The 23,422-nt window shown below is 72.5% G+C and carries 18 protein-coding genes and 1 pseudogene; 13 read left to right on the forward strand and 6 right to left on the reverse strand.

Features of this window, described 5'->3' with window-relative positions; all coding sequences use genetic code 11:
- Positions 1-120 precede the first annotated feature (120 nt).
- Both GA0070622_RS06895 and guaA read left to right on the forward strand, forming a co-directional pair.
- Complete coding sequence (locus GA0070622_RS06895) at positions 121-1,803, forward strand: FAD-dependent oxidoreductase (RefSeq protein ID WP_091570360.1); 1,683 nt, start codon at positions 121-123, stop codon at positions 1,801-1,803.
- Between the two features lie 119 nt (positions 1,804-1,922).
- Positions 1,923-3,479, forward strand: coding sequence for a glutamine-hydrolyzing GMP synthase (gene guaA, locus GA0070622_RS06900; protein WP_091570365.1), 1,557 nt, complete (start codon positions 1,923-1,925; stop codon positions 3,477-3,479).
- Between the two features lie 7 nt (positions 3,480-3,486).
- Here the strand turns inward: guaA and GA0070622_RS06905 are convergent, their stop codons facing one another.
- Complete coding sequence (locus GA0070622_RS06905; RefSeq protein ID WP_091570370.1) at positions 3,487-3,804, reverse strand: PspC domain-containing protein; 318 nt, start codon at positions 3,802-3,804, stop codon at positions 3,487-3,489.
- Positions 3,805-3,948: 144 nt separating this feature from the next.
- Here GA0070622_RS06905 and GA0070622_RS06910 point away from each other — a divergent pair, with 144 nt between their 5' ends.
- From GA0070622_RS06910 to GA0070622_RS06920, 3 genes are all read left to right on the forward strand, one after another.
- Complete coding sequence (locus GA0070622_RS06910) at positions 3,949-4,896, forward strand: NUDIX hydrolase (protein WP_091570375.1); 948 nt, start codon at positions 3,949-3,951, stop codon at positions 4,894-4,896.
- A gap of 112 nt (positions 4,897-5,008) precedes the next feature.
- A complete protein-coding gene (locus GA0070622_RS06915) occupies positions 5,009-5,920 on the forward strand; it encodes an NUDIX hydrolase (RefSeq protein ID WP_091570380.1) in 912 nt (303 codons plus the stop codon).
- 345 nt (positions 5,921-6,265) lie between these two features.
- Positions 6,266-7,171 carry a CDP-alcohol phosphatidyltransferase family protein gene (locus GA0070622_RS06920; protein WP_091570384.1) on the forward strand — a complete coding sequence of 302 codons (906 nt, stop codon included), beginning with the start codon at positions 6,266-6,268 and terminating at the stop codon, positions 7,169-7,171.
- Between the two features lie 64 nt (positions 7,172-7,235).
- On the opposite strand, the gene GA0070622_RS06925 is transcribed toward GA0070622_RS06920, so the two are convergent.
- The 3 genes and pseudogenes from GA0070622_RS06925 to GA0070622_RS06935 all read right to left on the reverse strand — a co-directional run bounded on the left by GA0070622_RS06925 (position 7,236) and on the right by GA0070622_RS06935 (position 11,038).
- Positions 7,236-8,483 (reverse strand): phosphatidylserine decarboxylase, encoded by a 1,248-nt coding sequence (locus GA0070622_RS06925; protein ID WP_091570386.1) that lies wholly within the window; start codon positions 8,481-8,483, stop codon positions 7,236-7,238.
- Between the two features lie 539 nt (positions 8,484-9,022).
- Positions 9,023-9,206, reverse strand: a pseudogene (locus tag GA0070622_RS33655) (hypothetical protein); the annotation flags it as partial.
- On the reverse strand, positions 9,203-11,038 hold the full coding sequence (locus GA0070622_RS06935) for a PspC domain-containing protein (protein WP_091570391.1): 1,836 nt from the start codon (positions 11,036-11,038) through the stop codon (positions 9,203-9,205). The pseudogene GA0070622_RS33655 and the gene GA0070622_RS06935, both read right to left, overlap by 4 nt.
- A gap of 245 nt (positions 11,039-11,283) precedes the next feature.
- Here GA0070622_RS06935 and GA0070622_RS06940 point away from each other — a divergent pair, with 245 nt between their 5' ends.
- The 7 genes from GA0070622_RS06940 (at position 11,284) to GA0070622_RS06970 (ending at position 19,472) form a co-directional block, all read left to right on the forward strand.
- Positions 11,284-12,465: an ATP-binding protein gene (locus tag GA0070622_RS06940; RefSeq protein ID WP_245666550.1), complete on the forward strand. Its 1,182-nt coding sequence runs from the start codon at positions 11,284-11,286 to the stop codon at positions 12,463-12,465.
- Positions 12,466-12,467: 2 nt separating this feature from the next.
- Positions 12,468-13,145, forward strand: coding sequence for a response regulator (locus tag GA0070622_RS06945; RefSeq protein ID WP_091570399.1), 678 nt, complete (start codon positions 12,468-12,470; stop codon positions 13,143-13,145).
- 564 nt (positions 13,146-13,709) lie between these two features.
- Positions 13,710-15,350 carry a peptide ABC transporter substrate-binding protein gene (locus tag GA0070622_RS06950; protein WP_091570402.1) on the forward strand — a complete coding sequence of 547 codons (1,641 nt, stop codon included), beginning with the start codon at positions 13,710-13,712 and terminating at the stop codon, positions 15,348-15,350.
- 162 nt (positions 15,351-15,512) lie between these two features.
- Complete coding sequence (locus GA0070622_RS06955; protein ID WP_091570405.1) at positions 15,513-16,439, forward strand: ABC transporter permease; 927 nt, start codon at positions 15,513-15,515, stop codon at positions 16,437-16,439.
- Positions 16,432-17,409, forward strand: a complete 978-nt coding sequence (locus GA0070622_RS06960) for an ABC transporter permease (protein ID WP_091570409.1) — start codon at positions 16,432-16,434, stop codon at positions 17,407-17,409. The genes GA0070622_RS06955 and GA0070622_RS06960 overlap by 8 nt, the downstream gene beginning before the upstream one ends.
- A 25-nt stretch (positions 17,410-17,434) precedes the next feature.
- The gene (locus tag GA0070622_RS06965; protein ID WP_091570412.1) at positions 17,435-18,463 is read left to right on the forward strand and encodes an ABC transporter ATP-binding protein; all 1,029 of its coding nucleotides are present in this window, start codon (positions 17,435-17,437) and stop codon (positions 18,461-18,463) included.
- Positions 18,456-19,472, forward strand: coding sequence for an ABC transporter ATP-binding protein (locus tag GA0070622_RS06970; RefSeq protein WP_091570424.1), 1,017 nt, complete (start codon positions 18,456-18,458; stop codon positions 19,470-19,472). The genes GA0070622_RS06965 and GA0070622_RS06970 overlap by 8 nt, the downstream gene beginning before the upstream one ends.
- A 65-nt stretch (positions 19,473-19,537) precedes the next feature.
- On the opposite strand, the gene GA0070622_RS06975 is transcribed toward GA0070622_RS06970, so the two are convergent.
- Positions 19,538-19,891: a chorismate mutase gene (locus GA0070622_RS06975; RefSeq protein ID WP_091570427.1), complete on the reverse strand. Its 354-nt coding sequence runs from the start codon at positions 19,889-19,891 to the stop codon at positions 19,538-19,540.
- A 288-nt stretch (positions 19,892-20,179) separates the two neighbouring features.
- Between GA0070622_RS06975 and pcrA the strand changes: the two genes are divergently transcribed.
- Positions 20,180-22,573: a DNA helicase PcrA gene (gene pcrA, locus GA0070622_RS06980; protein WP_091570430.1), complete on the forward strand. Its 2,394-nt coding sequence runs from the start codon at positions 20,180-20,182 to the stop codon at positions 22,571-22,573.
- Between the two features lie 61 nt (positions 22,574-22,634).
- On the opposite strand, the gene GA0070622_RS06985 is transcribed toward pcrA, so the two are convergent.
- Positions 22,635-23,402: a M23 family metallopeptidase gene (locus tag GA0070622_RS06985; protein WP_369700216.1), complete on the reverse strand. Its 768-nt coding sequence runs from the start codon at positions 23,400-23,402 to the stop codon at positions 22,635-22,637.
- Between the last annotated feature and the right edge of the window lie 20 nt (positions 23,403-23,422).

Consider the following 23,422-nt stretch of genomic DNA (forward strand, 5'->3'; position numbering starts at 1 on the left):
TCGACGCGCCGGGCGGGGCCCAAGGTTGCAGCGGCGGGAATCCCGGCGGTCGAAGCGCTCTGCATGATCTGCGAAAAACTCTTGCTGGCGCCATAGCTACCCGTCGGTAATGATGCGTTCATGCGCTACGACGTGGTCGTCATCGGATCGGGCTTCGGCGGCAGCGTCACCGCGCTCCGGCTGGCCGAGAAGGGTTACTCGGTCGGCGTGCTGGAGGCCGGCCGACGCTTCGCCGACGAGGAGTTCCCCCGCACCTCCTGGCAGGCGCGGCGGTTCCTCTGGGCGCCGAAGCTGGGTTGTTTCGGGCTCCAGCGGATCACCCTGCTCCGCTCCGCCGACCGCAGGAGCGGCGGCGGCGTGCTGGTGCTCTCCGGCGCCGGGGTGGGCGGCGGCTCGCTCGTCTACGCGAACACGCTCTACGAGCCGCTCGACGCGTTCTACGCCGACCCGCAGTGGCGCGACATCACCGACTGGCGCGACGAGCTGGCCCGCCACTACGACCAGGCGAAGCGGATGCTCGGCGTCACCACGTACCCGATCGTCACCGGCGCGGACCGGGCGATGCGGGCGGTGGCCGAGCGGATGGGGGTGGCGCACACGTTCCACCCGACCCCGGTCGGCGTGCACATCGGCCGCCCCGGCCAGCGCGTGCCCGACCCGTACTTCGGCGGCGTCGGCCCCGACCGCACCGGGTGCAGCCACTGCGGGTCGTGCATGACCGGTTGTCGGCACGGCGCCAAGAACACGCTGGTCAAGAACTACCTCTGGCTGGCCGAGCGGCTCGGCGCGCAGGTGCACCCGCTGACCACGGTGACCGCCGTCCGGCCGGACCCGGCGGGCGGCTACACGGTGCACACCGAGCGCACCGGGGCCTGGCTGCGCAAGCGACGCGCGGTGATCCACGCCGACCAGGTGGTCTTCGCGGCCGGCGCGCTGGGCACCCAGCGGCTGCTGCACGAGATGCGGGCCACCGGCGCGCTGCCGGCGCTCTCGCCCCGGCTGGGCGAGCTGACCCGGACCAACTCCGAGGCCATCCTCGGCGCCTCGGTGGCGTCCGGCGCGGCCCGGCGACGCGGCCTGGACTTCTCCGAGGGGGTGGCGATCACCAGCTCGTTCCACCCCGACCCGCAGACCCACATCGAGCCGGTCCGCTACGGCAAGGGCTCCAACGCCATGGGCCTGCTCCAGTCGCTGCTGGTCGACGGCGGCCCGCGCCGGGTCCGGCGCTGGCTGGGCAGCATCGTCCGGCAGCCGGGGCTGGCGGCACGGATGCTGTCCGTGCGCGGCTGGTCCGAGCGCACCGTCATCGCGCTGGTCATGCAGTCGGTCGACAACTCGCTGACCACCCGCTACCGGCGGGGCCGGCTGGTCTCCGGCCCCGGTCACGGCGCGCCCAACCCGACCTGGATCCCGGCCGGGAACGAGGCGGTCCGGATGCTCGCCGAGGAGATCGACGGCACCCCGGGCGGCGCGGTCACCGAGCCGTTCAACGTCCCGATGACCGCGCACATCCTCGGCGGCGCGGTGATCGGCGCCACCCCGGACGACGGCGTGGTGGACCCGTGGCACCGGGTGTACGGCCACTCGGGGCTGCACGTGGTGGACGGCGCGGCGGTCTCGGCGAACCTGGGCGTCAACCCGTCGCTGACGATCACCGCCCAGGCCGAGCGGGCCATGTCGTTCTGGCCCAACAGGGGCGAGGCGGATCCGCGGCCGGCGCTCGGCTCGGCGTACGCCCGGGTCGACCCGGTGCCACCGCGCAACCCGGCGGTCCCGGCCCACGCCCCCGCCGCGCTGCGGTGAAAGGAAGGGCCCCTTCTTAACGCCTCCGGTAGAGGCGGGGCCCCTTCTTAACACCCTGGGAGCGACGCGCCGCCGGGGCGCGTCCGCCGGGCCGGTGACTGTCGGTAGGCTTTGCGCACATGAGCACGCCTCGCCCCGTCCTCGTGGTGGACTTCGGAGCCCAGTACGCCCAGCTCATCGCGCGCCGCGTCCGCGAGGCGAGGGTCTACTCGGAGATCGTCCCGCATTCCATGCCGGTGTCCGAGATGCTGGCGAAGAACCCGGCCGCGATCATCCTGTCCGGCGGCCCGTCCAGCGTCTACGCCCCGGACGCCCCGCAGATCGACGCCGGCATGTTCGACACCGACGTGCCGGTCTTCGGCATCTGCTACGGCTTCCAGGCGATGGCCCAGGCGCTCGGCGGCACGGTCGCGCGGACCGGCAACCGCGAGTACGGCGGCACCCCGCTGCGCCCGCGCCTGACCGAGCCCGGTGTGCTGCTGCGGGACCTGCCGGCCGACCTGCCGGTGTGGATGAGCCACGGCGACTGCGTGACCGAGGCCCCGGAGGGCTTCACCGTCACCGCCGAGTCGGCGGGCGCCCCGGTCGCCGCGTTCGAGGACCTGGCCGGGCGCCGGGCCGGCGTGCAGTTCCACCCGGAGGTGGGGCACACCGCGCACGGTCAGGAGATGCTGACCCGCTTCCTCTACGACATCGCCGGCGTCGCGCCGACCTGGACGCCCGAGAACATCATCGACGAGCAGGTCGCCCGGATCCGCGAGCAGATCGGCGACAAGGAGGTCATCTGCGGCCTCTCCGGTGGTGTCGACTCGGCGGTCGCCGCGGCGCTGGTCCACCGGGCCGTGGGCGACCAGCTCACCTGCGTGTTCGTCGACCACGGGCTGCTGCGGGCCGGTGAGGCCGAGCAGGTGGAGAAGGACTACGTCGCGGCGACCGGCATCAAGCTCAAGGTGGTCGACGCGCGGGAGCGGTTCCTCGGCGCGCTCGCCGGGGTGACCGATCCGGAACAGAAGCGCAAGATCATCGGCCGGGAGTTCATCCGGGTCTTCGAGGCCGCCGCCCGGGAGATCGCCGCGCACGGCGACGTCGAGTTCCTGGTGCAGGGCACCCTCTACCCGGACGTGGTGGAGTCCGGCGGCGGCACCGGCACCGCCAACATCAAGAGTCACCACAACGTCGGCGGCCTGCCCGAGGACCTGAAGTTCTCCCTGGTCGAGCCGTTGCGCACGCTGTTCAAGGACGAGGTCCGCACGATCGGCCTGGAGCTGGGGCTGCCCGAGGCGATGGTGTGGCGGCACCCGTTCCCCGGCCCGGGCCTGGCCATCCGGATCATCGGCGCGGTCGACGAGGAGCGCCTCGCCGTGCTCCGCCGGGCCGACCTGATCGCCCGGCAGGAGTTGACCGCCGCCGGCCTGGACCGGGGCGTCTGGCAGTTCCCGGTGGTGCTGCTGGCCGACGTCCGCAGCGTCGGGGTGCAGGGCGACGGGCGCACCTACGGCCATCCGGTGGTGCTGCGCCCGGTCTCCAGCGAGGACGCGATGACCGCCGACTGGTCCCGGCTGCCCTACGACGTGGTGGCCCGGATCTCCACCCGGATCACCAACGAGGTCGCCGAGGTCAACCGGGTGGTCCTGGACGTGACCAGCAAGCCGCCGGGCACCATCGAGTGGGAGTGACGCCCGCTCAGGCGGCGGGCGGCGGCCCGGCCTGCGGCCCCGGCCCGGCCGGCGGGACCGGCGGCCAGCCGGGCGCGGTGCCCGGCGGGTGCGGCCAGGCGGGCGCGCCGGCCGGCTCCTCGGGCATCAGGAACCACATCACCGGGTACGCGAGCGCGGCCAGCCCGCCGGTGAGCACGGTGGCGGTCGCGAAGACCACCCGAACCAGGGTGGGGTCGAGCGCGAAGTAGCGGCCGAGGCCGCTGGCCACACCGGCGATCATGCGGTCGCTGACCGGCCGGCGGAGCTGCTTGTACGGGGCCTGGGAGGGGTTCGTGGAGGTCATGTCTCCACGGTCCCGCGCCGGTCGACGGGCGACCTCGGTGACCGCCCGGACGCCTACCCTGATCCGTCCCTGAGGCGCCAGCGGAGAGTCAGGAATCTGACTCTTTTCGATGGAGGTAACCCGGGCCGGGGAGAATTTGCTCCCGTGACCACCTCGCTGGAGCCGCTGCGCAGGATCGCGGCATACGCAGTTTGTGCTGATTCAAACGGCCGAGTGTTGCTGGTCCGCGCATCGGAGCGCTCCGGCACCCCCGGCACCTGGTCGCTCCCCGGAGGAGCGGTCGACCACGGTGAGGACCCGAAGCACACGGTCGTGCGGGAGACCGCGGCCGAGACCGGGCTCTCGGTGGCGGTCGCCGGCCTCCAGGACGTGCTCGCCGACATGCGGGCGCTGCCCGAGCGGCGCATCACGATCCACACCGACCGACTGCTCTACACCGTGTCGGTCCGGGGCGGGACGCTGACCGAGCGGGTCGACCGGCCGACCGACCTGGCCCGCTGGTTCACCCTCGACGAGGCCCGGGAGCTGCCGCTGCGGTCGTTCACCGCACGCGCGCTGGGCCTGCCCACCTCCACCGACGACATCGTGCCGGAGGAGGTCCCCGAGTTCCCCTCGTTCTACGCCGTCCCCGGCCCCGACGGGCTGCACCGGGCGCAGCGCTTCGCCGCGTACGCCGTGGTCACCGACCCGGAGGAGCGGGTGCTGCTGACCCGGGTGTCCGACGGCTACCCGGGCGCCGGCTGCTGGCACCTGCCGGGCGGCGGCACCGACTACGGCGAGCAGCCGGGCGCCGCGCTGATCCGGGAGCTGGTCGAGGAGACCGGGCAGACCGGCCGCCTGGTCGAGCTGCTCGGGGTGGCCAGCCACCGCGACGCCGCCTCGCTCGGCCCGGAGGGCTACCCGATCGACTGGCACGGCGTACGCGCCTTCTACCGGGTGGTGGTCGACCAGCCCGCGCCGCCCACCGTCACGGACGTCGGCGGCTCGACCTGCGAGGCCCGCTGGTTCCGCCGGGAGGAGCTCGGCGCCCTCCCCACCGACCGCCTCACCGAGGTCACGGCCGAAGCAGTCCAGGCCGCCCACCTCCTCTGACCCCCGCCCGTCCCACCCCGGCGATCATGAGGTTGACGGCGTGAAATGTCCGCCTCGGTACCGCTAACCTCATGATCGACGGAGTGGTACGGCCGGACGGGGTGGGTGCGGGGTGCGGGAAGAGCGGCGGGTCGGGGCCTACGGGGTGCTGCGGGACTCGGACGGGCGGGTGCTGCTGGCGCGCGGGGCGGCCGGGTGTCCCTGCCCGGGGGTGTGGCAGCTGCCCGGCGGCGGGGTCGAGCACGCGGAGCACCCGGCCGACGCCGTGGTACGCGAGTTCGCCGAGGAGACCGGACTGAGCGTGGTGGTCGCCGGGATCCGGGCCGCCGTCGCCGACGTGTCCGTCTTCCGGGACGAGGGCGTCGCGCTGCACACCGACCGGCTGATCTTCGACGTCGAGGCCCGGGGCGGGCGGCTGCGCCCCGAACCGGCCGGCGGCACCGACGAGGTGGGCTGGTGCACCCCCGGGGAGGCCGCCGACCGGCCGTTGATGCCGTTCACCGCCGAGTTGCTCAACCTGCCGGTGACGCCGCTGCCGGCCGATCTGCCCCGGGCCCGGCCCGCCGCGCCGGCCGGTCCGACCACCGACCGCCGGCAGCGTTTCGCCGCGTACGGGCTGGTCACCGATCCGACCGACCGGGTGCTGCTCACCATGATCGCGGACGGCTACCCGGGCGCCGGGCGGTGGCACCTGCCCGGCGGCGGCACCGACCACGGCGAGCAGCCGGCCGCCGGGCTGCTGCGGGAACTGGTCGAGGAGGCCGGGCAACTGGGGCGGGTGGTCGACCTGCTGGCAGTGGACAACCTGCACAATCCTGGCGCGCTCGGCCCGGAACGCCGCCCACTGGACTGGCACGGCATCCGGGTGATCTACCGGGTACGCGTGGACGCGCCGACCGAGGCGGTGGTGACCGAGCAGGCGGGTGGTTCCACCGCCCGGGCCGCCTGGTTCGCGCCGGCCGAGGTCGCCGCTCTGCGGATGACCGACGTGGCGGCCCGGGCCACCGGACGGCGAGTGAGCTGAACCGCTCGCCGAGCCGGTCTGGGCCACCTCCGGTACAGTCGGGAGTTGGGATTGGTCGACGAAAACGGGCGTTGAGCCCGAGATGGGAATAAGTGAGCGGTTCGCGCGGTTAAGGGAGTTATAAGTACCGCCGGCAGCTATCGCCAAGCCCCTATCCCCTGTGCAATGGTGTACTCCGCAAATGGGCTGCCGGGCCCGAAAGGTCCGGCACGAGACAGCCGGACACCCGCCCCGACGTGGGCGGTCAGCCGATCCGGTGATGGAGGAAACGTGCCGAGAGCCCCATGGCGCCGGCGTCGTACGACTGACAGTCCGCGCCCCGCAGGGCGTCGCTGGGCGGGCCGGTTGCGCCGCAGCAGCACGTTCGCCCGCCAGGTGCTGCTGGTCCGGGTGGGCCGCCGTGACGGCGCCCCCGGGACCGACCTGGTCACCCCCGACCACCGCTACGCCGACCGCCAGCGGCTCCGCTACGGCCGGCTCGACGCCGAGATCGAGGCGGTCCGCCCGATCAGCCCGGTGCTCGTCCCGGCCGTGCCGGTCGACGAGTCCCCGGCGATGTCGATCCCGCTCCTGCCCGGCGAGCGCACCGCCGCCCGCCGTGCCAAGTTCGCGCTGGTCAACGCCTGCACCCTGAGCAGCCTCATGCTCGGCATGCTGGCCATCTTCCTGGCCATGCAGGGCGAGGTGCGGATCGCCGCCGTCTGCCTGATCGCGTGCGTCGCGTTCGACGGCCTCGATGGCGCCCTGGCCCGCAAGCTCGGCGTGGCCAGCCCGTTCGGCGCGCAGATGGACTCGCTGGCCGACATGTGCTCGTTCGGTCTCGCCGCGCCGGTGGTGGTCTACGCCTCGCTGGCCGGTTCGGTGCCCCCGGCCGCCGCCGCGGTCGCCTGTGCTCTGGTCGCCGCGTGCGCGGCGATCCGGCTCGCCCGCTTCAACGTCTCGCCCAAGGACGGCCGCTTCTTCTGCGGCGTGCCAACCACCATGGCGGCGGCGGTGCTCGCCCTGACCGTGGCGATCGGCGTGCCGGTCTCCGGTCTGGTCATGGTCGCCGGCGTGGCGCTGCTCGCCTTCGCCATGGTGTCGAGCTTCCCCTACGCCAAGCTCGCCCGGCTGCTGAAGCTGCCGCCGTGGCTCTGGCTGGCCCCGGTGGTCGGCGCGCTCGTCGACATCCGGCTCACCTTCGCCCTCGTGGTGGTGGGCTACCTGGTCAGCGGCCCGCTGCTCTGGCTGCACCAGCGCCGGGCCGCCTGACCCGGACTCGTACGACAGAAGGGGCGCCGCGCATCGCGCGGCGCCCCTTCTCGCGTTCTCGCGGTCAGCGCCAGCGGGCGATGACCGTGCTGCCACCGACCACCTTGTCGCCCGGCCCGACCAGCGGGTCCGCGGCGTCGGCCGGCAGGTAGACGTCGGTCCGCGAGCCGAAGCGGATCAGGCCGAAGCGCTCGCCCCGGGCCAGCAGCGAGCCGACCGGCGCCCGCTGCACGATCCGGCGGGCGATAAGCCCGGTGCGCTGGGCCACCACCACCGTGCCGTGGTCGGTGTCCAACACCGTGTACGCCGCCACGTTGTGCTCGGCGTCCGGCTTCATGGCGTTGACGAACCCACCGTCGGCGACGAAGTAGTCGATCACCTTGCCGGCCACCGGCGCGCGGTTGACGTGCACGTCCAGCACCGACAGGAACACCGCGATCCGCAGCCACTCGCCGTCGCCGAAGCGCTCGTCCTGCAACCGCTGCACGGAGAGGACCTGACCGTCCGCGGACGCGACCACCGCCGACGGGTCCTCCGGGACGTCCCGCTCCGGGTCCCGGAAGAACGCGGCCACCGGGGCGGCGGCCAGCGCCGGCAGCAGCCAGAGCCGGGACTTCGGCCGGGCGGCCCGGGCCAGGGCGGCCAGGCCGAGCGTGATGCCGGCGGCGGCCACGCCGTTGGAGTCGATGTGCATCTGTCGGGTCAGCGGCACGCTCGACGGCCGGTACGCCGGCGACAACGAGGCCGCCAGCGCGGCCGGCGCCGGGGTGAAGCGCAGGTGGTGCACGCGTACCGGCGGGGAGTTGCGCAGCACCACGTCGGTGCGGACGCCGTGCAGCACGCCCTGCCGGTCCAGCTCGGCGCCCGCGCCCTCGGTGCGGAACAGCGGCGCGGCGACGCTCAGCACCGCCCCGTCGGCCAGGTACTTCGACAGCCCGTCGACCGCGGCGCGGGCCTCCTCGGCGGTCCCGGTGAACGGCTCGGCGACGACGACCGCCGCCGCGGCGTCCGCCTCGGCGAGGGCGTCGACGACGCGTACCCGGTCGGCGACCCAGCGGCCCTGGGCCGTCACGTGCTCCCGCAGCGCGGCCGCCGCGGCGCCCTCCGCCGGCACCACGACGAGCCGGTCGCCGGGGAGCAGCGCCTCGATCGCCGCAGCCAGCACCGCGGACTCCGGGGTCGCGCCGACCAGCAGGCCGGCCTTGGGGTCGTTACGCCGGGCGAACTCGCTGACGAGCGTACGGGCGGCGCGCTCGCCGATGCGGACCGCACCGGACGGAGCGGTGACGCGCACGGCGGGGGACTGGGTCATGTCTGACGAGCTCCTGACGAGTGAGAGACGGACGGGACCGCCTCGGCGGCGGCCGACCGGCCGGGGAGCGCCCTGCGTGGTCGGGATGGCGGGGCCGGCCGGCGGAGGCGGGATCTCCACCGACCAGCATAGGCCGCGTCGTCGCGCTGCCGCACCGGCGCGGTCGGGCCGTCACCCGGCCCGGCCCGCCCGCGATCCGTCGTCGTCACCCGGGTCGAGCGGTGGCAGCTCGCGGGTGGCCGGTTCGGCCCGGCCCGCGGGCCCGCCGGTGCCCAGCTCCTCGGTCCCCGGCTCGGCCGGTGACCGGAGCGGCTCCGGGTCGGCGGGCCGGTCCGCCCACACCGGGGGCTCCGGGTCGGCGGGCCGGTCCTCCGACGCCGGCGTCGGCACGTCGGTCGTCGCGCCGGTGGGCCACTCGTCGGCCTCCGTGGGCACCGCCCGGCCGTCGACCGGTACGTCGTCGCGGTACGGCGCGGCCACCGTCGTCTCCGGTCCCGCGGTCGGGCCCGGCTGGTCGGACTGGTCCGCCCGGTCCGGCCCGCGACCCGAGCGCAAGGCCCCGACCAGCCCGAGCAGTCCGATCAGGACCAGCCCGCCGGCGAGGAACCAACCGACCGGCGGAACGGCCAGCCCGAGGATCCGGGCCAGCAGCCACCAGAGGGCCAGCCCGAGGAAGACGAGCCCGAAGGCGAACGACACGACGTCGGTGCGGTGGGCCTTCACCGGGTCACCTCCAGGTTTCCGGCGTTCACGTGGACGTAGAGACGCAGCTTGCCGCCGCCGGGGCCGTCCGCGCCGGCGTCGGTGCTCTCCCAGTGGCGGCCGTTGAGCCCGCCGGTGCGCCGGCCGAAGACCGTGGCCTCACCGGCGTTGACGTCCGCCACCGTGGTCACGTCCACGTCCGGCGGCACGACCACTGTCGCGTTGCCGAGGTTCACGTCGACGGTCACCTGGACGTCCTGCTTGTCGAAGTCGATGGCGCGCAGGTCGAGCACCGCGTCACCGAGGTTGTTCTCGTAGCGGTCGGCCAGGTCGCGCCGGTCGGTGGGGGCCCAGGTGACGTTCCCGTCGATGCCGCGGACCCGGTCGTAGGACTCGGCGACGGTGGCGACGCCGAGCGCCGCCGCGGTGACCAGACCGAGAGCGATCAGCCACCGGGCCCGGCCGAACCAGGTGCCCACGAGCAGCCCGAGGCCGATGGTGGCCAACACCGCGGCGAAGTAGCCGGCCGCGCCGACCGGAAAGACGTCGAGCAGGTCGAGCATCGCCACCAGGCCCAGCGCCAGGAAGATCAGCGAGAACGTGATCGCGCCGAGGGCCGAGCGCTCTTTCGGCCGCTTCGGCGGTCGCGGCGGTCGGACCGGCGCCGGGGAGGGGCGCGATCCGGCGTACGGGCCGTGCGGGGCGAACGGCGGGCGGTAGCCCCCCGGCGGCGGGGGCGCTCCCACCGGGGCCGGCGGTGGCACGGCCGCCGGATCACCGAGCGGGCCGCCCGTGGTGGGCGCGACCGGCCACGTCGGGGCCGCGCCGGAGACCGGCGGGGTGACCGCGGGCAGCGCGGCGGTCACCGGCTCGGGCCGGACCGGTCGGACGCCGGCCGCGGCGGGCCAGCCCGGAGCGGACAACGGCGTGGCCGGGTAGCCCGGCTCGACCGGGGTGGTCGGTAGACCCGACCCGACCGGCGTGGCCGGGTAGCCCGGCGGCTCGGGCCAGGCGGACGGCGCGGGTGGGTAGCCCGGCTCGGCCGGGGTGGCCGGCGGGTAACCCGGTTCGGGGTGGGCCCCGGCCACCGACGGGCCGGTGGCGGTCGGCGGCGTGCCCTCGACCGGTCCGTGCGACGGGACCGAGGGGGAGGGTCCGCCGGCCCACGGCACGCCCGGGGCGGCGGACCCGGCCCAGGACCCGGGGGCCGGGCCGGCGGGGGAGGGCGCCGGCCAGGCCACCGGTGGCACCGGGCCCGGCGCCGGCCCGGGCGCGGGCGTGCCCGTCCGGCCCGCCGCGTCGCGGGGCTCGCGGTTGAGCAGCAGCGCGCCGCCGACCAGGATCACCGCACCGAGCAGGATGGCCCGGAAGCCGTCGGTGACGACGTAGGCGAAGCCGACCGCGACCACGAGGCCGAGCACGATCACGGTGATCGGGGACATGCTGGAGCGCCCCCGGCCGAGCATCGACTCCACCGGCGAGGCGGTGTCCCCCTCGCCGGGGATGATCAGCCACGCGGCGACGTAGACGAGGATGCCGATGCCGCCGAAGAAGCCGAGCACGGCCAACAGGACGCGCCACAGCACCGGGTCGGTGTTGGTGGCCCGGCCGATGGCCGCGCAGACGCCGGCCAGGTAGCGGCCCTCCCGGGGGCGGACCAGCCCGTACCGGGTGGTGAAGCCGGCCGCACCGGGCGGTGGGGCGTACCCACCGGGTGGTGGATCGGCGAACGGCGCGCCGCCCGGCGGCGGGGTCGCGTCGTCGGCGGCGGATGCCGACCCCGGCGGGGGCGGCGGCGGATCGTCCTGTGCTGCCGCCCAGGGGCGGGGCGGACGGGCAGCGTCCTCGGTCATGACTCCGATACTGCTGCCCCGGCCGCCCGGCCGACCTCAGGACCCGACCCTGACCCCACCCTGAGATCCGCCGATGGTGAATGTCCGGGGCGTCCCCGTGGTCCGGGGCGTTCCCGCCGTGTGACGATCGGGTCGTCGGCCGTCGCCGGCATCTCGCGCCGACCCGGGAGCCTCCCATCAGCAGCACCGTCACGCCCCACCCGCCGCGCCTCTACCGGGCCACCGAGCACCGGTTGGCCGCCGGGGTGGCCGCCGGCATCGCCGACCACCTGGGCATCCCGGTGCTGCGGGTGCGGATGGCGTTCATGGTCCTGCTCGGGCTCAGCGGTCTCGGGCTGCTGCTCTACGCCGCCTTCTGGGCGGTGGTCCCGCCTCGCCCCGGCGACACCGCCGCTCCGCCCCGGCGCGACCTCACCCAACTGCTGCCGTTCGTGGCGATCGGGCTGGGCGTGCTGCTGTTGCAGGTGTTCGCCTTCAACTCGGTGGGCGCCGCCGGGACCGCCGGCTGGCTGGTGGCGATCATCGCGGTCGGCGCCGGCGTCATCTGGCACCAGTCCGGGCCGGAGCGCCGCCGGCAGTGGGGTGACTCGGCCGTGCCCTGGCTGGGCGCGGTGGTGGAGGAGAGCGACCGGCGGGCGTTCGTGCTCCGCTTCATCGGCGGCGGCGTGCTCGTCGCGGTCGGCATCATCGGCGTGGCCGCGGTCTACTCGCCGGCACAGAACTTCGACGCGGTGCTCAACGGCGTCATCTTCGCCCTGGTCGGGCTCGCCGGGGTGGGCGTGGTGACCGGCCCGGTGCTCTGGCGCACCTGGAACCAGCTCCGGTCGGAGCGGGAGGGGCGGATCCGCGAGCAGGAGCGCGCCGAACTGGCCGCCATGGTGCACGACCAGGTGCTGCACACGCTCGCCCTGATCCAGCGCAACGCCGGCGACGTCAAGACGGTGCAGCGGCTGGCCCGGGGCCAGGAACGGTCGTTGCGCAACTGGCTCTACAAGCCGACCGCCTCGCCGACCGAGCGGTTCGCGGCCGCTCTGGAGCAGGCCGCGGCGGAGGTGGAGGACACGTTCGCCATCACCGTCGAGGCGGTGGTGGTCGGCGACCGCGAGACCGACGAGCGGGTCGGGGCGCTGGTCGCCGCCGCCCGGGAGGCGCTGGTCAACGCGGCCCGGCACGCCGGGGTGCAGACCGTGTCGCTCTACGCCGAGGTGGAGCCGGAGCAGGTCAGCGTCTTCGTCCGGGACCGGGGCAAGGGCTTCGACCCGGATACGGTGGAGAATCACCGGCACGGCGTCCGAGGCTCGATCATCGGACGGATGAAGCGGCACGGCGGCCGGGCGGAGATCCGGTCCGAGCCCGGAGAGGGGACCGAGGTCCGGCTGATCCTGCCGATCAGCGGCTCCGGCGCCACCACGGAAAGGGACAGGTGACCATGTCCGAGCAGGAACCGGTCGAGGGCGCGACGCCGCGGGGTCCGCTGCGGGTGTTCCTCGTCGACGACCACGCCATGTTCCGCGCCGGCGTCCGCGCCGAGCTGGGCGCGCGGGTCGACGTGGTGGGCGAGGCCAGTTCGGTGGCCGAGGCGGTGGCCCGGATCGCGGCGACCCAGCCGGACGTGGTGCTGCTCGACGTGCACATGCCGGACGGCGGTGGCCGGGCCGTGCTGGAGGCGATGCGGCGGACCCACCCGCAGGTGAAGTTCCTGGCGTTGAGCGTGTCCGACGCCGCCGAGGACGTGATCGGCCTGATCCGGGCGGGTGCCCGGGGCTACGTCACGAAGACCATCTCGCCCGAGGAGCTGACCGACGCGATCCGTCGGGTGGCCGACGGCGACGCCGTGTTCAGCCCGCGGCTGGCCGGGTTCGTGCTGGACGCGTTCGCGTCCCGGCCGGACGCGCCGGTCGCCGATCCCGAGCTGGACCAGCTCACCAACCGGGAGCGCGAGGTGCTCCGGCTGCTCGCCCGGGGCTACGCGTACAAGGAGATCGCCAAGGAGCTGTTCATCTCGATCAAGACGGTCGAGACGCACGTCTCCAACGTGCTGCGCAAGCTCCAGATGTCGAACCGGTACGAGTTGTCCCGCTGGGCCGCCGACCGTCGGCTGGTCTGACCCCGGCGGACCGGGTCACCTCGGCACCCTCGTCCGGCCGGTCGACCGTGGCGTACGGCCGGCCGAGGCCGGCATCGTCCGGATGGTCAGAACCGCGAGCGTCCGTCGCGTACCGGCGTGGGCGGGGCGCATCTCACAGCGCCGGACGTACGGGGTGGTCCCGGCAGGTCTGGGCACGTCTTTCCTGTTCAGAGCCGTGCGATCGGTGACGTTTGTGATCTTTTCTCAAGTATCGGCAACGTGGCGGGCAACTAACGGCTTGATAACGGCACCTTCACGGAAAGGGCCGGTGGGTGTCACAGTGGCAGCACCTCACCCCCCGGTGTGAGGCATCTCGTCGGGCCCGCCGACCACGTGACGCGCTCTCCGCGCCGCTGCGTGGTCGTCGACCCTGCGCGGTGTCCTCGTCGAAGGGTGTGGCGCCCGGCGATCGGTACCCCTGGGGTGTCCCGATTTCCTCTGCGGTAAACCGGCGATCTGTGGTTCGGGTCGTCGGCGGTGTCACCCCCCCAACGTGCGTGAAACCCACGACGGAACCAGGTTAGAAAGAGGAGGCCCCTCGGAATGAGAGTCTCGAAGCGGGCGAGCGGCGCCCTCGCGGTTGGCGCGGCATTCGCGCTCGTCGCGTCCGGCTGCTCCAGCGGGAACAGCGACGGTGGTGACGCCGGCGCCAGCAAGGACGGCGCCATCACGATCCACGGCGTTCAGCCGGAGAACCCTCTGGTTCCGGCCAACACCACCGAGACCGGTGGCGGCAAGATCATCGACATGATGTGGACGGGTCTCGTCGAGTACCCGAACAACGGCGGCGCGCCCCAGAACGCGCTGGCGGACACCATCGAGACCAAGGACTCGAAGGTGTTCAACATCAAGATCAAGCAGAACACCAAGTTCCACGACGGCACCCCGGTGAAGGCGAAGAACTTCGTCGACGCCTGGAACTGGGCCGCCTACTCGCCGAACGGCGCCGCCAACGGCTCCTTCTTCTCCGACATCCAGGGCTACGAGGACGTGGCCACCTCCGACCCGGACGGCGACGGCCCGCAGAAGGCCCCGCCGCCGAAGCAGGAGAAGATGTCCGGCCTGAAGGTCCTCGACGACTGGAGCTTCGAGGTCACCCTCGCCGCCCCGACCGCCGTCTTCCCGACCAAGCTGGGCTACAGCGCCTTCATGCCGCTGCCGGACGCCTTCTTCACCCAGAAGGCCGAGGACTTCGGCAAGAAGCCGATCGGCAACGGTCCGGTCAAGTTCGTGTCGTGGCAGGACAACGTCGAGATCAAGCTGACCCGCTTCGACGACTACACCCTGCGTGACAAGGTGAAGATCAAGGACGTCGGGATCAAGCTGTACCAGGACGAGAACGCCGCCTACAGCGACCTGATCTCCGGCAACCTGGACTTCATGGAGACGGTTCCGACCTCCGCGCTCGCCGGCGAGAAGTACAAGGCCGACCTCGGTGACCGGGCGCTGAACACCGTCACCCCGGCGACCGCGTTCATCGCCTTCCCGATCTACGACAAGCGGTTCGCGAACAAGGACCTGCGCAAGGCGGTCTCGCTGTCGATCGACCGGCAGGCGATCAGCGACAAGATCTTCTTCGGTACCCGCAAGCCGGCCGACAGCTGGGCCAACCCGCTGACCCCGGGCGCCCCGGCGGGCAACTGCACCTCCTGCAAGTTCGACCCGGCCCAGGCCAAGGAGCTGCTCGCCAAGGCCGGCGGCTTCACCGGTGAGATGGTCTTCTACTACAACGCCGACTCCAGCCACAAGGACTGGATGGAGGCCGTTGCGCAGCAGGTGAAGACCAACCTCAACATCAACGCGCGTGCCGAGGGTGTCCCCACCTTCGCGGTGTTCCGCCAGAACATCAACGCCTACAAGATGAAGGGCCCGTACCGCGCGGCCTGGCAGCAGGACTACCCGGACATCGAGAACTGGGTGAACCCGCTCTTCGTCTCGAACGGCTCCTCGAACGACGGCAAGTACGTCAACCCGGCCGTGGACGCGGGCGCCAAGGAGGCCAGCGCCGCTGGCAGCCTGGAGGACTCGCACAAGAAGTTCGAAGAGGTTCTGAAGCTGGTCGACGAGGACGTCCCGACCATCCCGATCTACTTCTACGGCCAGCAGGCTGGCCACTCGGAGAAGATCAAGAAGCTCGAGCTCACCAACGTGGGCGAGCTGGACCTGAGCTCGGTCGAGCTCTGATCCGATCGGTCTGACCCCTGGGTCGGGCTCGCCGAACCCGGTGAGCCCGGCCCGGGGGCCGTTCCGCGACTGGGTGGGTGTCACCACGCCCACCCTCGCACCTGACCGCCATCCGTGTCGGCGTACCGTCGTCCGACGCCCCCTGTTCCTGGAGGCCACCCCATGGGCCGTTATCTGGTGAGACGGCTACTCCAACTCGTGCCGGTCTTCATCGGCACGACGTTCCTGATCTACTGGCTCGTCTGGTCGGTGCCCGGCGACCCGTTCGCCGGCAAGTGCGGTGAGCGGCGCTGCCCGCAGCAGTACATCGACTTCATGACCGACAAGTACAACCTGGATCAGAACATCTTCGTCCAGTACTTCACGTACATGCAGAACCTGCTGCAGGGCGACTTCGGCGAGACGTTCAGCGGTCGGTCGATCAACGACATCATCCTGACGTCGTACCCGAACACCATGAAGCTGGCCGTCGTGGCGCTGGCGATCGAGGCGGTCATCGGCCTCACCGCCGGCGTGCTGACCGGCCTGCGGCGCAACGGCTTCCTGGACAACCTGGTGCTCGTCTCCACGCTGTTCCTGATCGCGCTGCCGGTCTTCGTGGTCGGCTTCGTGCTGCAGTGGCTGTTCGGCGTGCAGTGGGGCATCGTCAAGCCGACGGTCTCCAGCGAGATGCGCTTCTCGGAACTGATCATTCCGGGCTTCGTGCTGGGAAGTGCCTCGATGGCGTACATCGCCCGGGTGGCACGCACCAGCATCGCCGAGAACCGGCGCTCCGACTACGTGCGCACCGCGATCGCCAAGGGCCTGCCGATGCGCCGGGTGGTCGGGGTGCACCTGCTGCGCAACTCGCTGATCCCGGTGGTCACGCTGCTCGGCACGGACCTGGGCGCCCTGATGGGTGGCGCGATCGTCACCGAGGGCATCTTCCAGATCAACGGAATCGGCCGACAGGTCTTCCGTTCGATCGTCACCAAGGAGAGCGCTACCGTTGTCTCCATCGTGATCGTGCTGGTGCTTGTCTACCTGCTGATGAACCTGCTGGTGGACCTGCTGTACGCAGCCCTGGACCCGAGGATCCGTTATGAGTGACCCCTCCACCGCATCGATCGTCAGCACCCCCCGTCCCGAGGAGCCGCGCGAGCTCGCGGCGTCGCCCGGCGCCGGGCTGCCCGAGGGCGCCCGCAAGGAGAAGCCACGCGGCCTGCTCGGCGACGCCTGGCGTGACCTGCGTCGCAAGCCCCTCTTCTGGATCTCGGCGGCGTTCATCCTGCTGTTCGTCGTGATGGCGGCCTTCCCGTCGCTGTTCTCCTCGGGCGACGCCGTCAACGGCGACCTGTCCCGCAGCCTCGGCAAGCCGTCGGCGGACGCCTGGTTCGGCTACGACGTGCAGGGCCGGGACGTGTACGCCCGCACCATCTACGGCGCCCGGGCCTCCATCGTCGTGGCGCTGCTGTCGGTGCTGGGCACGATGCTCATCGGCGGGGCCATGGGCATGATCGCCGGCTACCGCGGTGGCTGGGTGGACTCGCTGCTCTCCCGGATCGCGGACGTCTTCTTCGGCCTGCCGTTCGTGCTGGGCGCGATCGTCATCCTGACCACGTTCAACGGCTCGGGCAGCAGCAACAGCAAGGCCGAGATCATGTTCCTGGTGATCATGTCGCTGACGGTGCTGAGCTGGCCGGTGGTGATGCGGCTGATGCGGTCCTCGGTCCTGGCCACGCGCGAGGCCGACTACATCGTGGCGGCGCGCGCGCTCGGCGCCGGCACCGGGCGGATCGTGCTGAAGCACCTGCTCCCGAACTGTCTGGCCCCGCTGCTGGTCTACGGGACCATCATGGTCGGGTCGTTCATCGGTGCCGAGGCGACGCTGTCCTTCCTGGGCGTCGGCCTGAAGAGTCCGGTTGTGTCGTGGGGCATCATGATCAGCGAGGCGCAGAACTACATCCGTGTCGCGCCGTTCCTGCTGTTCTTCCCTGCCGCGTTCCTCGTCGCGGCCGTGCTGAGCTTCGTGATGCTCGGCGAGGCGGTCCGCGAGGCCCTCGACCCGAAGCTCCGATAGGGGAACTGAGTTGTCCGACATTCTCGTGTCCGAGCAGTCCGCTCCGGGCGCCGACGGATCCGGCCGCCCCTCGGGCCGCCTGCTCGAGATCGACGACCTGCGGGTGGAGTTCCGCACCAGGGACGGCGTCGCCAAGGTCATCAACGGGGTGACGTACCACGTCGACGCGGGGGAGACCCTCGCCGTGCTCGGCGAGTCCGGCTCCGGCAAGAGCGTCACCGCGCAGACCGTCATGGGCATCCTGGACACCCCGCCCGGGTTCGTCACCGGCGGCCAGGTGCGCTTCCACGGCAAGGACATGCTCAAGATGTCCGCCGAGCAGCGGCGTCGGATCCGTGGCGAGGGCATCGCCATGATCTTCCAGGACTCGCTCTCGGCCCTCAACCCGGTTTTCACCGTGGGCTTCCAGATCGCGGAGCAGTTCCGCATCCGCCGCGGCCTCAGCCGCGCGGATGCCAAGAAGCGCGCGATCGAGATGCTCGACCAGGTGAAGATCCCCAACGCCAAGGGTCGGTTCAGCAACTACCCGCACCAGTTCTCCGGCGGTATGCGGCAGCGGGCGATGATCGCCATGTCGCTGGCGCTCGACCCGGAGGTGCTGATCGCGGACGAGCCGACCACCGCGCTGGACGTGACCGTGCAGGCCCAGATCATGGACCTGCTCGGCGAGCTCCAGCGGGAACGGCAGATGGGCATGATCCTGATCACCCACGACCTCGGCGTGGTCGCCGACGTCGCGGACCGGATCGCGGTCATGTACGCCGGTCGGATCGTCGAGGAAGCCGACGTCTACGACCTGTACGGCAAGCCCGCCCACCCGTACACGCTCGGCCTGCTCAACTCGATCCCGCGGATGGACGAGAAGGGGCAGGAGCTCCGGACCATCAAGGGGCTCCCGCCGAACCTGATGAACATCCCGTCGGGTTGCGCCTTCAACCCGCGCTGCCCGATGGCGCAGCCGGTGTGCCGGGAGAAGGTGCCGCCGCTGCTGCAGCTGGGCAACGGCCGGGCCAGCGCCTGCCACTTCGCCGAGGAGCTCGTGAACCGTGACTGAGAACATCATCGAGGTCCGTGACCTGGTCAAGCACTACCCCGTGACCCGGGGCATCGTGTTCAAGAAGACCATCGGGCACGTCAAGGCGGTCGACGGCGTCTCCTTCGACCTCAAGGCCGGCGAGACGCTCGGCGTGGTCGGCGAGTCCGGCTGCGGCAAGTCGACGCTCGCCCGGGTGCTGATGAACCTGGAGAAGCCGACCGCCGGTCAGGTGCTCTACAAGGGTCAGGACATCTCCAAGCTCTCCGGTGGCGCGCTGCGGCGGCTGCGCCGGCAGATCCAGCTGGTGATGCAGGACCCGTACACCTCGCTGAACCCCCGCATGACGGTGGGTGACCTGATCGGCGAGCCGTTCGAGATCCACCCCGAGGTGGCTCCGAAGGGCAGCCGGCGCAGCAAGGTCAAGGAGCTGCTCGACCTGGTCGGCCTCAACCCGGAGCACATCAACCGGTACCCGCACCAGTTCTCGGGCGGCCAGCGGCAGCGCATCGGCATCGCCCGGGCGCTGGCGCTGCGGCCCGAGGTGATCGTCTGCGACGAGCCGGTGTCGGCCCTGGACGTGTCCATCCAGGCGCAGGTGATGAACCTGCTGGAGAAGCTCCAGGCCGAGTTCGGCCTGTCGTACGTCTTCATCGCCCACGACCTGTCGGTCGTGCGCCATCTGTCCGACCGGGTCGCCGTCATGTACCTGGGCAAGATGGTGGAGGTCGGCACCGAGGACGAGATCTACGAGCGGCCGACCCACCCGTACACCCAGGCGCTGCTGTCCGCGGTGCCGGTGCCGGACCCGACGCTGCGGGAGAGCAAGGCGATCATCCGGCTCCAGGGCGACGTCCCCTCGCCGATCAGCCCGCCCTCGGGCTGCCGGTTCCGCACCCGGTGCTGGAAGGCGCAGGACCTCTGCGCCCAGGAGGTGCCGCTGCTCCAGATCCGGCCGGGCTCGGACCACCCGAGCGCCTGCCACTTCGCGGAGAAGCGGGAGATCGTCGTCACCCACGGCGCGGCCTGATCCCGACCGGACCGCCTGTCCGCGTCAGTCGACGCGGGCAGGCGGTCCGTCGTATCCGGCGCCGGTCACAGCGGGCCGCGGCCGGCGCGCAGCAGCAGCAGCGCGAGCTGGGTGCCGTCGGCGCCGAGTTCGGAGCGGAAGCGCTCCAGGATCTCGCGTTCGCGGGAGAGCACCAGCCGGGTCCCGCCGGAGGCCATCCGGGTCGCGCCGACCTCCTGGGAGAGCGCGGCGCGCTCCTGCCAGAGCGCGATCAGCGTCCGGTCGATCTCGTCGATCCGTCGCCGGATCTCCCCGATCCGCTCGGCCGCCGCCGAGTCGTCGGTGCCGGTCCGGGCCGCCGCGGCACCGGTCGGGTCACCGCCGGCCGGCCGGTCGTGCCGCGCCAGGCTGCCGCTGGACTCCACCACGTCAGTCATCATCGTCGTCCCTCTCGGGGCTCGGACCCGGTACCCGGATCCCGGGACGGAAAAGCCCCGGGCTCGGGGAGCCCGGGGCGTTTCGTAGGTCTGAATGATCAGGCGCGACCCACGGCTGCCGGACTCCCGGTGCCGTAGTAAAAGAAGCGCTGATCGAACACGCCGTCGAGTATGCCGACCGGCGGGGCGGGCGCGCAAGGAAACCGGCCAACAGGTGGGACGTGACGCCGCCCGCGCACCCGGGCGCGCGGGCGGGGAAGTGTCCGGCCGACGGCATAGACTCGGACTGCGATGCATCCTCTCTTCGACATTCCCGCGTCCCCGCCCGCGCCGGAGTCCCGGCCGACCCCGCCGCGCCGCTCCGGGGCCGCCCGGTCCGACCCGCAGGCCCTCCTCGACGGCCTGAACGGCCCCCAGCGCGACGCGGTGACCCACGCCGGCTCCCCGCTGCTGATCGTGGCCGGCGCCGGCTCCGGCAAGACCCGGGTGCTGACCAACCGGATCGCCTACCTGCTCGGCGCCCGGGACGTGCACCCCGGCGAGATCATCGCGATCACGTTCACCAACAAGGCCGCCGGCGAGATGAAGGAGCGGGTGGCCGCGCTGGTCGGCCCGCGCGCCCGGCTCATGTGGGTCTCGACGTTCCACTCGGCCTGCGTACGCATCCTGCGCGCCGAGCACGAGCACGCCGGCCTGAAGTCCACCTTCTCGATCTACGACGCCGACGACTCCCGGCGGCTGATGCAGATGGTCGCCCGCGAGCTGGACCTGGACCCGAAGCGCTATCCCGCCCGGGGCCTCGCCGCGCAGGTCTCCAACCTGAAGAACGAGCTGGTCGACCCCGAGGAGTTCGCCGGCCGGGCCAAGGGGCCGAACGAGCGGGCCCTGGCCGAGGCCTACACGCTCTACCAGCGGCGGCTGCGTGAGGCGCACGCGCTCGACTTCGACGACCTGATCATGACGACGGTGCACCTGCTCCAGTCCCACCCGCACGTGGCGGAGAGCTACCGGCGCCGGTTCCGGCACGTGCTGGTGGACGAATACCAGGACACCAACCACGCCCAGTACGTGCTGATCAAGGAGCTGGTCTCCGGCACCGAGGGCGTCCCGCCGGCCGAGCTGTGCGTGGTCGGTGACGCCGACCAGTCGATCTACGCGTTCCGTGGCGCGACCATCCGCAACATCCTGGAGTTCGAGCGGGACTTCACCGACGCCCGCACGATCCTGCTGGAGCAGAACTACCGCTCCACCCAGACCATCCTCAACGCGGCCAACGCGGTGATCGACCGGAACACGTCGCGCAAGCCCAAGCGGCTGTGGAGCGACGCCGGCGCCGGCGAGCAGATCGTCGGCTACGTCGCCGACACCGAGCACGCCGAGGCGGACTGGGTGGCCCGGGAGATCGACCGGCTGGTCGACGGCGGCGACACCCGCCCGGGCGACGTGGCCGTCTTCTACCGCACCAACGCGATGTCCCGGGTGTTCGAAGAGGTCTTCATCCGGGTCGGCCTGCCCTACAAGGTGGTCGGCGGGGTGCGCTTCTACGAGCGCAAGGAGGTCCGCGACGCGCTGGCCTACCTGCGGGCGGTGGTCAACGACGACGACACGGTCAGCCTGCGCCGGATCCTCAACACCCCGCGCCGGGGCATCGGCGAGCGGGCCGAGGCCTGCGTCGAGGCTTTGGCGTCACGGGACCGCATCTCCTTCGGCGCCGCGTTGCGCCGCGCCAGGACGGCGCCGGGGATCTCCACCCGGGCGGCCAACGGCATCGCCGAGTTCGTCGCGCTGCTCGACGAGGCGCGTGAGCTGGCCGCCACCGGCACCCCGGAGGAGGTGCTGGAGGCGCTGCTGACCCGCTCGGGCTACCTGGCCGAGCTGGAGGAGAGCCTCGACCCGCAGGACGCCGGCCGGGTGGACAACCTCCAGGAGCTGGTGAGCGTCGCCCGGGAATACACCGAGCGGATCGAGGCGCTGGGCGCCGACGACGAGCGGGCCACCCTGGCCGGTTTCCTGGAGCAGGTGGCGCTGGTCGCCGACGCCGACCAGATCCCCTCCGACGACCCGGACCATCAGGGTGTCGTCACGCTCATGACGCTGCACACGGCCAAGGGCCTGGAGTTCCCGGTGGTCTTCCTGACCGGCCTGGAGGACGGCGTCTTCCCGCACCTGCGCTCGCTCGGCGACACCCGCGAGCTGGAGGAGGAGCGGCGCCTGGCGTACGTGGGCATCACCCGGGCCCGGCAGCGCCTCTACCTGTCCCGGGCGGTCACCCGCTCGGCCTGGGGCGCGCCGGCCTACAACCCGCCGTCGCGGTTCCTGGAGGAGTTGCCGCCGGAGCTGGTCCGGTGGGAGCGCACCGAGGGCTCGTACACCTCGTGGGGCGGCGGTGGGGGCGGCGTCGGCGGCCGGGCGGACCGGATGGGCCGCGGCGGCTTCGCCGGTGGCACTCCGAAGGCGACCGAGCTGGCCAAGCGTCTGGGCGTGGACGCCAGCCGGTTGTCCACCGCGAGCGAGCTGAAGCAGGCGCCCAAGGTCTCGGCCGGCGACCGGGTCAACCACCAGCGCTACGGCCTGGGTCGGGTGCTGGCGGTGGAGGGCGCCGGCCCGGGCGCCCGGGCCCAGATCGACTTCGGCGACCAGACCATGTGGCTGGTGCTGCGGCACGCCCCGATCGACAAGCTCTGAACGACGGGCGGGGCCCGGTCCGGCGTGCCGCCGGGCCGGGCCCCTTCTCGTGCCGTGGCCGTCAGCAGGCCACGTCGACGCCCCGGGCGCGCAGGAACGGCGCCGGGTCGATCTGGTTCCACATCGCGCCCTGGTGCACCTCGAAGTGCAGGTGCGGTCCGGTCGCGTCACCGGTCGCGCCCTCGTAGCCGATGACCTGGCCGGCCCGGACCTTGTCGCCGACGTCGACGAGGAGCCGGCTCTGGTGCGCGTAGTGCGTCAGGTAGCCGTTGTGGTGGTCGACGAAGACCGAGTTGCCGTAACCGTCACCGACGTCGCCGGCCTTGACCACGGTGCCCGCCGCGGCGGCCCGGATCGGCGTGCCGGCGGGCATGGCGAAGTCGATGCCCGCGTGCAGGGTTCCCCACCGCTGCCCGTAGCAGGAGGTGATCTCGGCGCCCTTCATCGGGATCACCCAGCCGGGCTTCGGCGCGGCCTTCTTCTTCGGCTTCGGCTTCACCGTCTTCCTCGGCTTCGGGGCGGCCGCGCTCGGGCTCGGGGACGGGCTGGCCGGGGTGGCCGACGGCGTGACGGGACTGACCGACTCCCGGGCCGAGCGGTCGGCGCGGGCGGCGTCCTCCGCGCGTGCCCGCGCGTCGAAGTCGACCGCCGCCGGCGCCGGGGTCGGTTCATCGGTGGTCGCGACCACGACACCGCCAAGGCCGAGCCCGAGCAGGGCCACCGCGCCGGTGACCAGGTATACGGTGCGCCGTGCCCGGCGGGGGCGCCGGTGGCGGGCGGGGGCGTTGTCCGGGGTGTTGCCGTTCGGGGTGGGACTGCTGTGTTGCACGGGGACCTTCACCAGTCGAG

Origin of the sequence: Micromonospora sediminicola, assembly GCF_900089585.1 — a bacterium.
Taxonomy (GTDB): Bacteria; Actinomycetota; Actinomycetes; order Mycobacteriales; family Micromonosporaceae; genus Micromonospora; species Micromonospora sediminicola.

Coding starts and splice junctions, on each gene's coding strand:
- GA0070622_RS06895 (WP_091570360.1), top strand. CDS start 121: ATGCGCTACGACGTGGTCGTCATCGGATCGGGCTTCGGCGGCAGCGTC.
- guaA (WP_091570365.1), top strand. CDS start 1,923: ATGAGCACGCCTCGCCCCGTCCTCGTGGTGGACTTCGGAGCCCAGTAC.
- GA0070622_RS06905 (WP_091570370.1), bottom strand. CDS start 3,804: ATGACCTCCACGAACCCCTCCCAGGCCCCGTACAAGCAGCTCCGCCGG.
- GA0070622_RS06925 (WP_091570386.1), bottom strand. CDS start 8,483: ATGACCCAGTCCCCCGCCGTGCGCGTCACCGCTCCGTCCGGTGCGGTC.
- GA0070622_RS06935 (WP_091570391.1), bottom strand. CDS start 11,038: ATGACCGAGGACGCTGCCCGTCCGCCCCGCCCCTGGGCGGCAGCACAG.
- GA0070622_RS06945 (WP_091570399.1), top strand. CDS start 12,468: ATGTCCGAGCAGGAACCGGTCGAGGGCGCGACGCCGCGGGGTCCGCTG.
- GA0070622_RS06950 (WP_091570402.1), top strand. CDS start 13,710: ATGAGAGTCTCGAAGCGGGCGAGCGGCGCCCTCGCGGTTGGCGCGGCA.
- GA0070622_RS06955 (WP_091570405.1), top strand. CDS start 15,513: ATGGGCCGTTATCTGGTGAGACGGCTACTCCAACTCGTGCCGGTCTTC.
- GA0070622_RS06960 (WP_091570409.1), top strand. CDS start 16,432: ATGAGTGACCCCTCCACCGCATCGATCGTCAGCACCCCCCGTCCCGAG.
- GA0070622_RS06975 (WP_091570427.1), bottom strand. CDS start 19,891: ATGATGACTGACGTGGTGGAGTCCAGCGGCAGCCTGGCGCGGCACGAC.
- pcrA (WP_091570430.1), top strand. CDS start 20,180: ATGCATCCTCTCTTCGACATTCCCGCGTCCCCGCCCGCGCCGGAGTCC.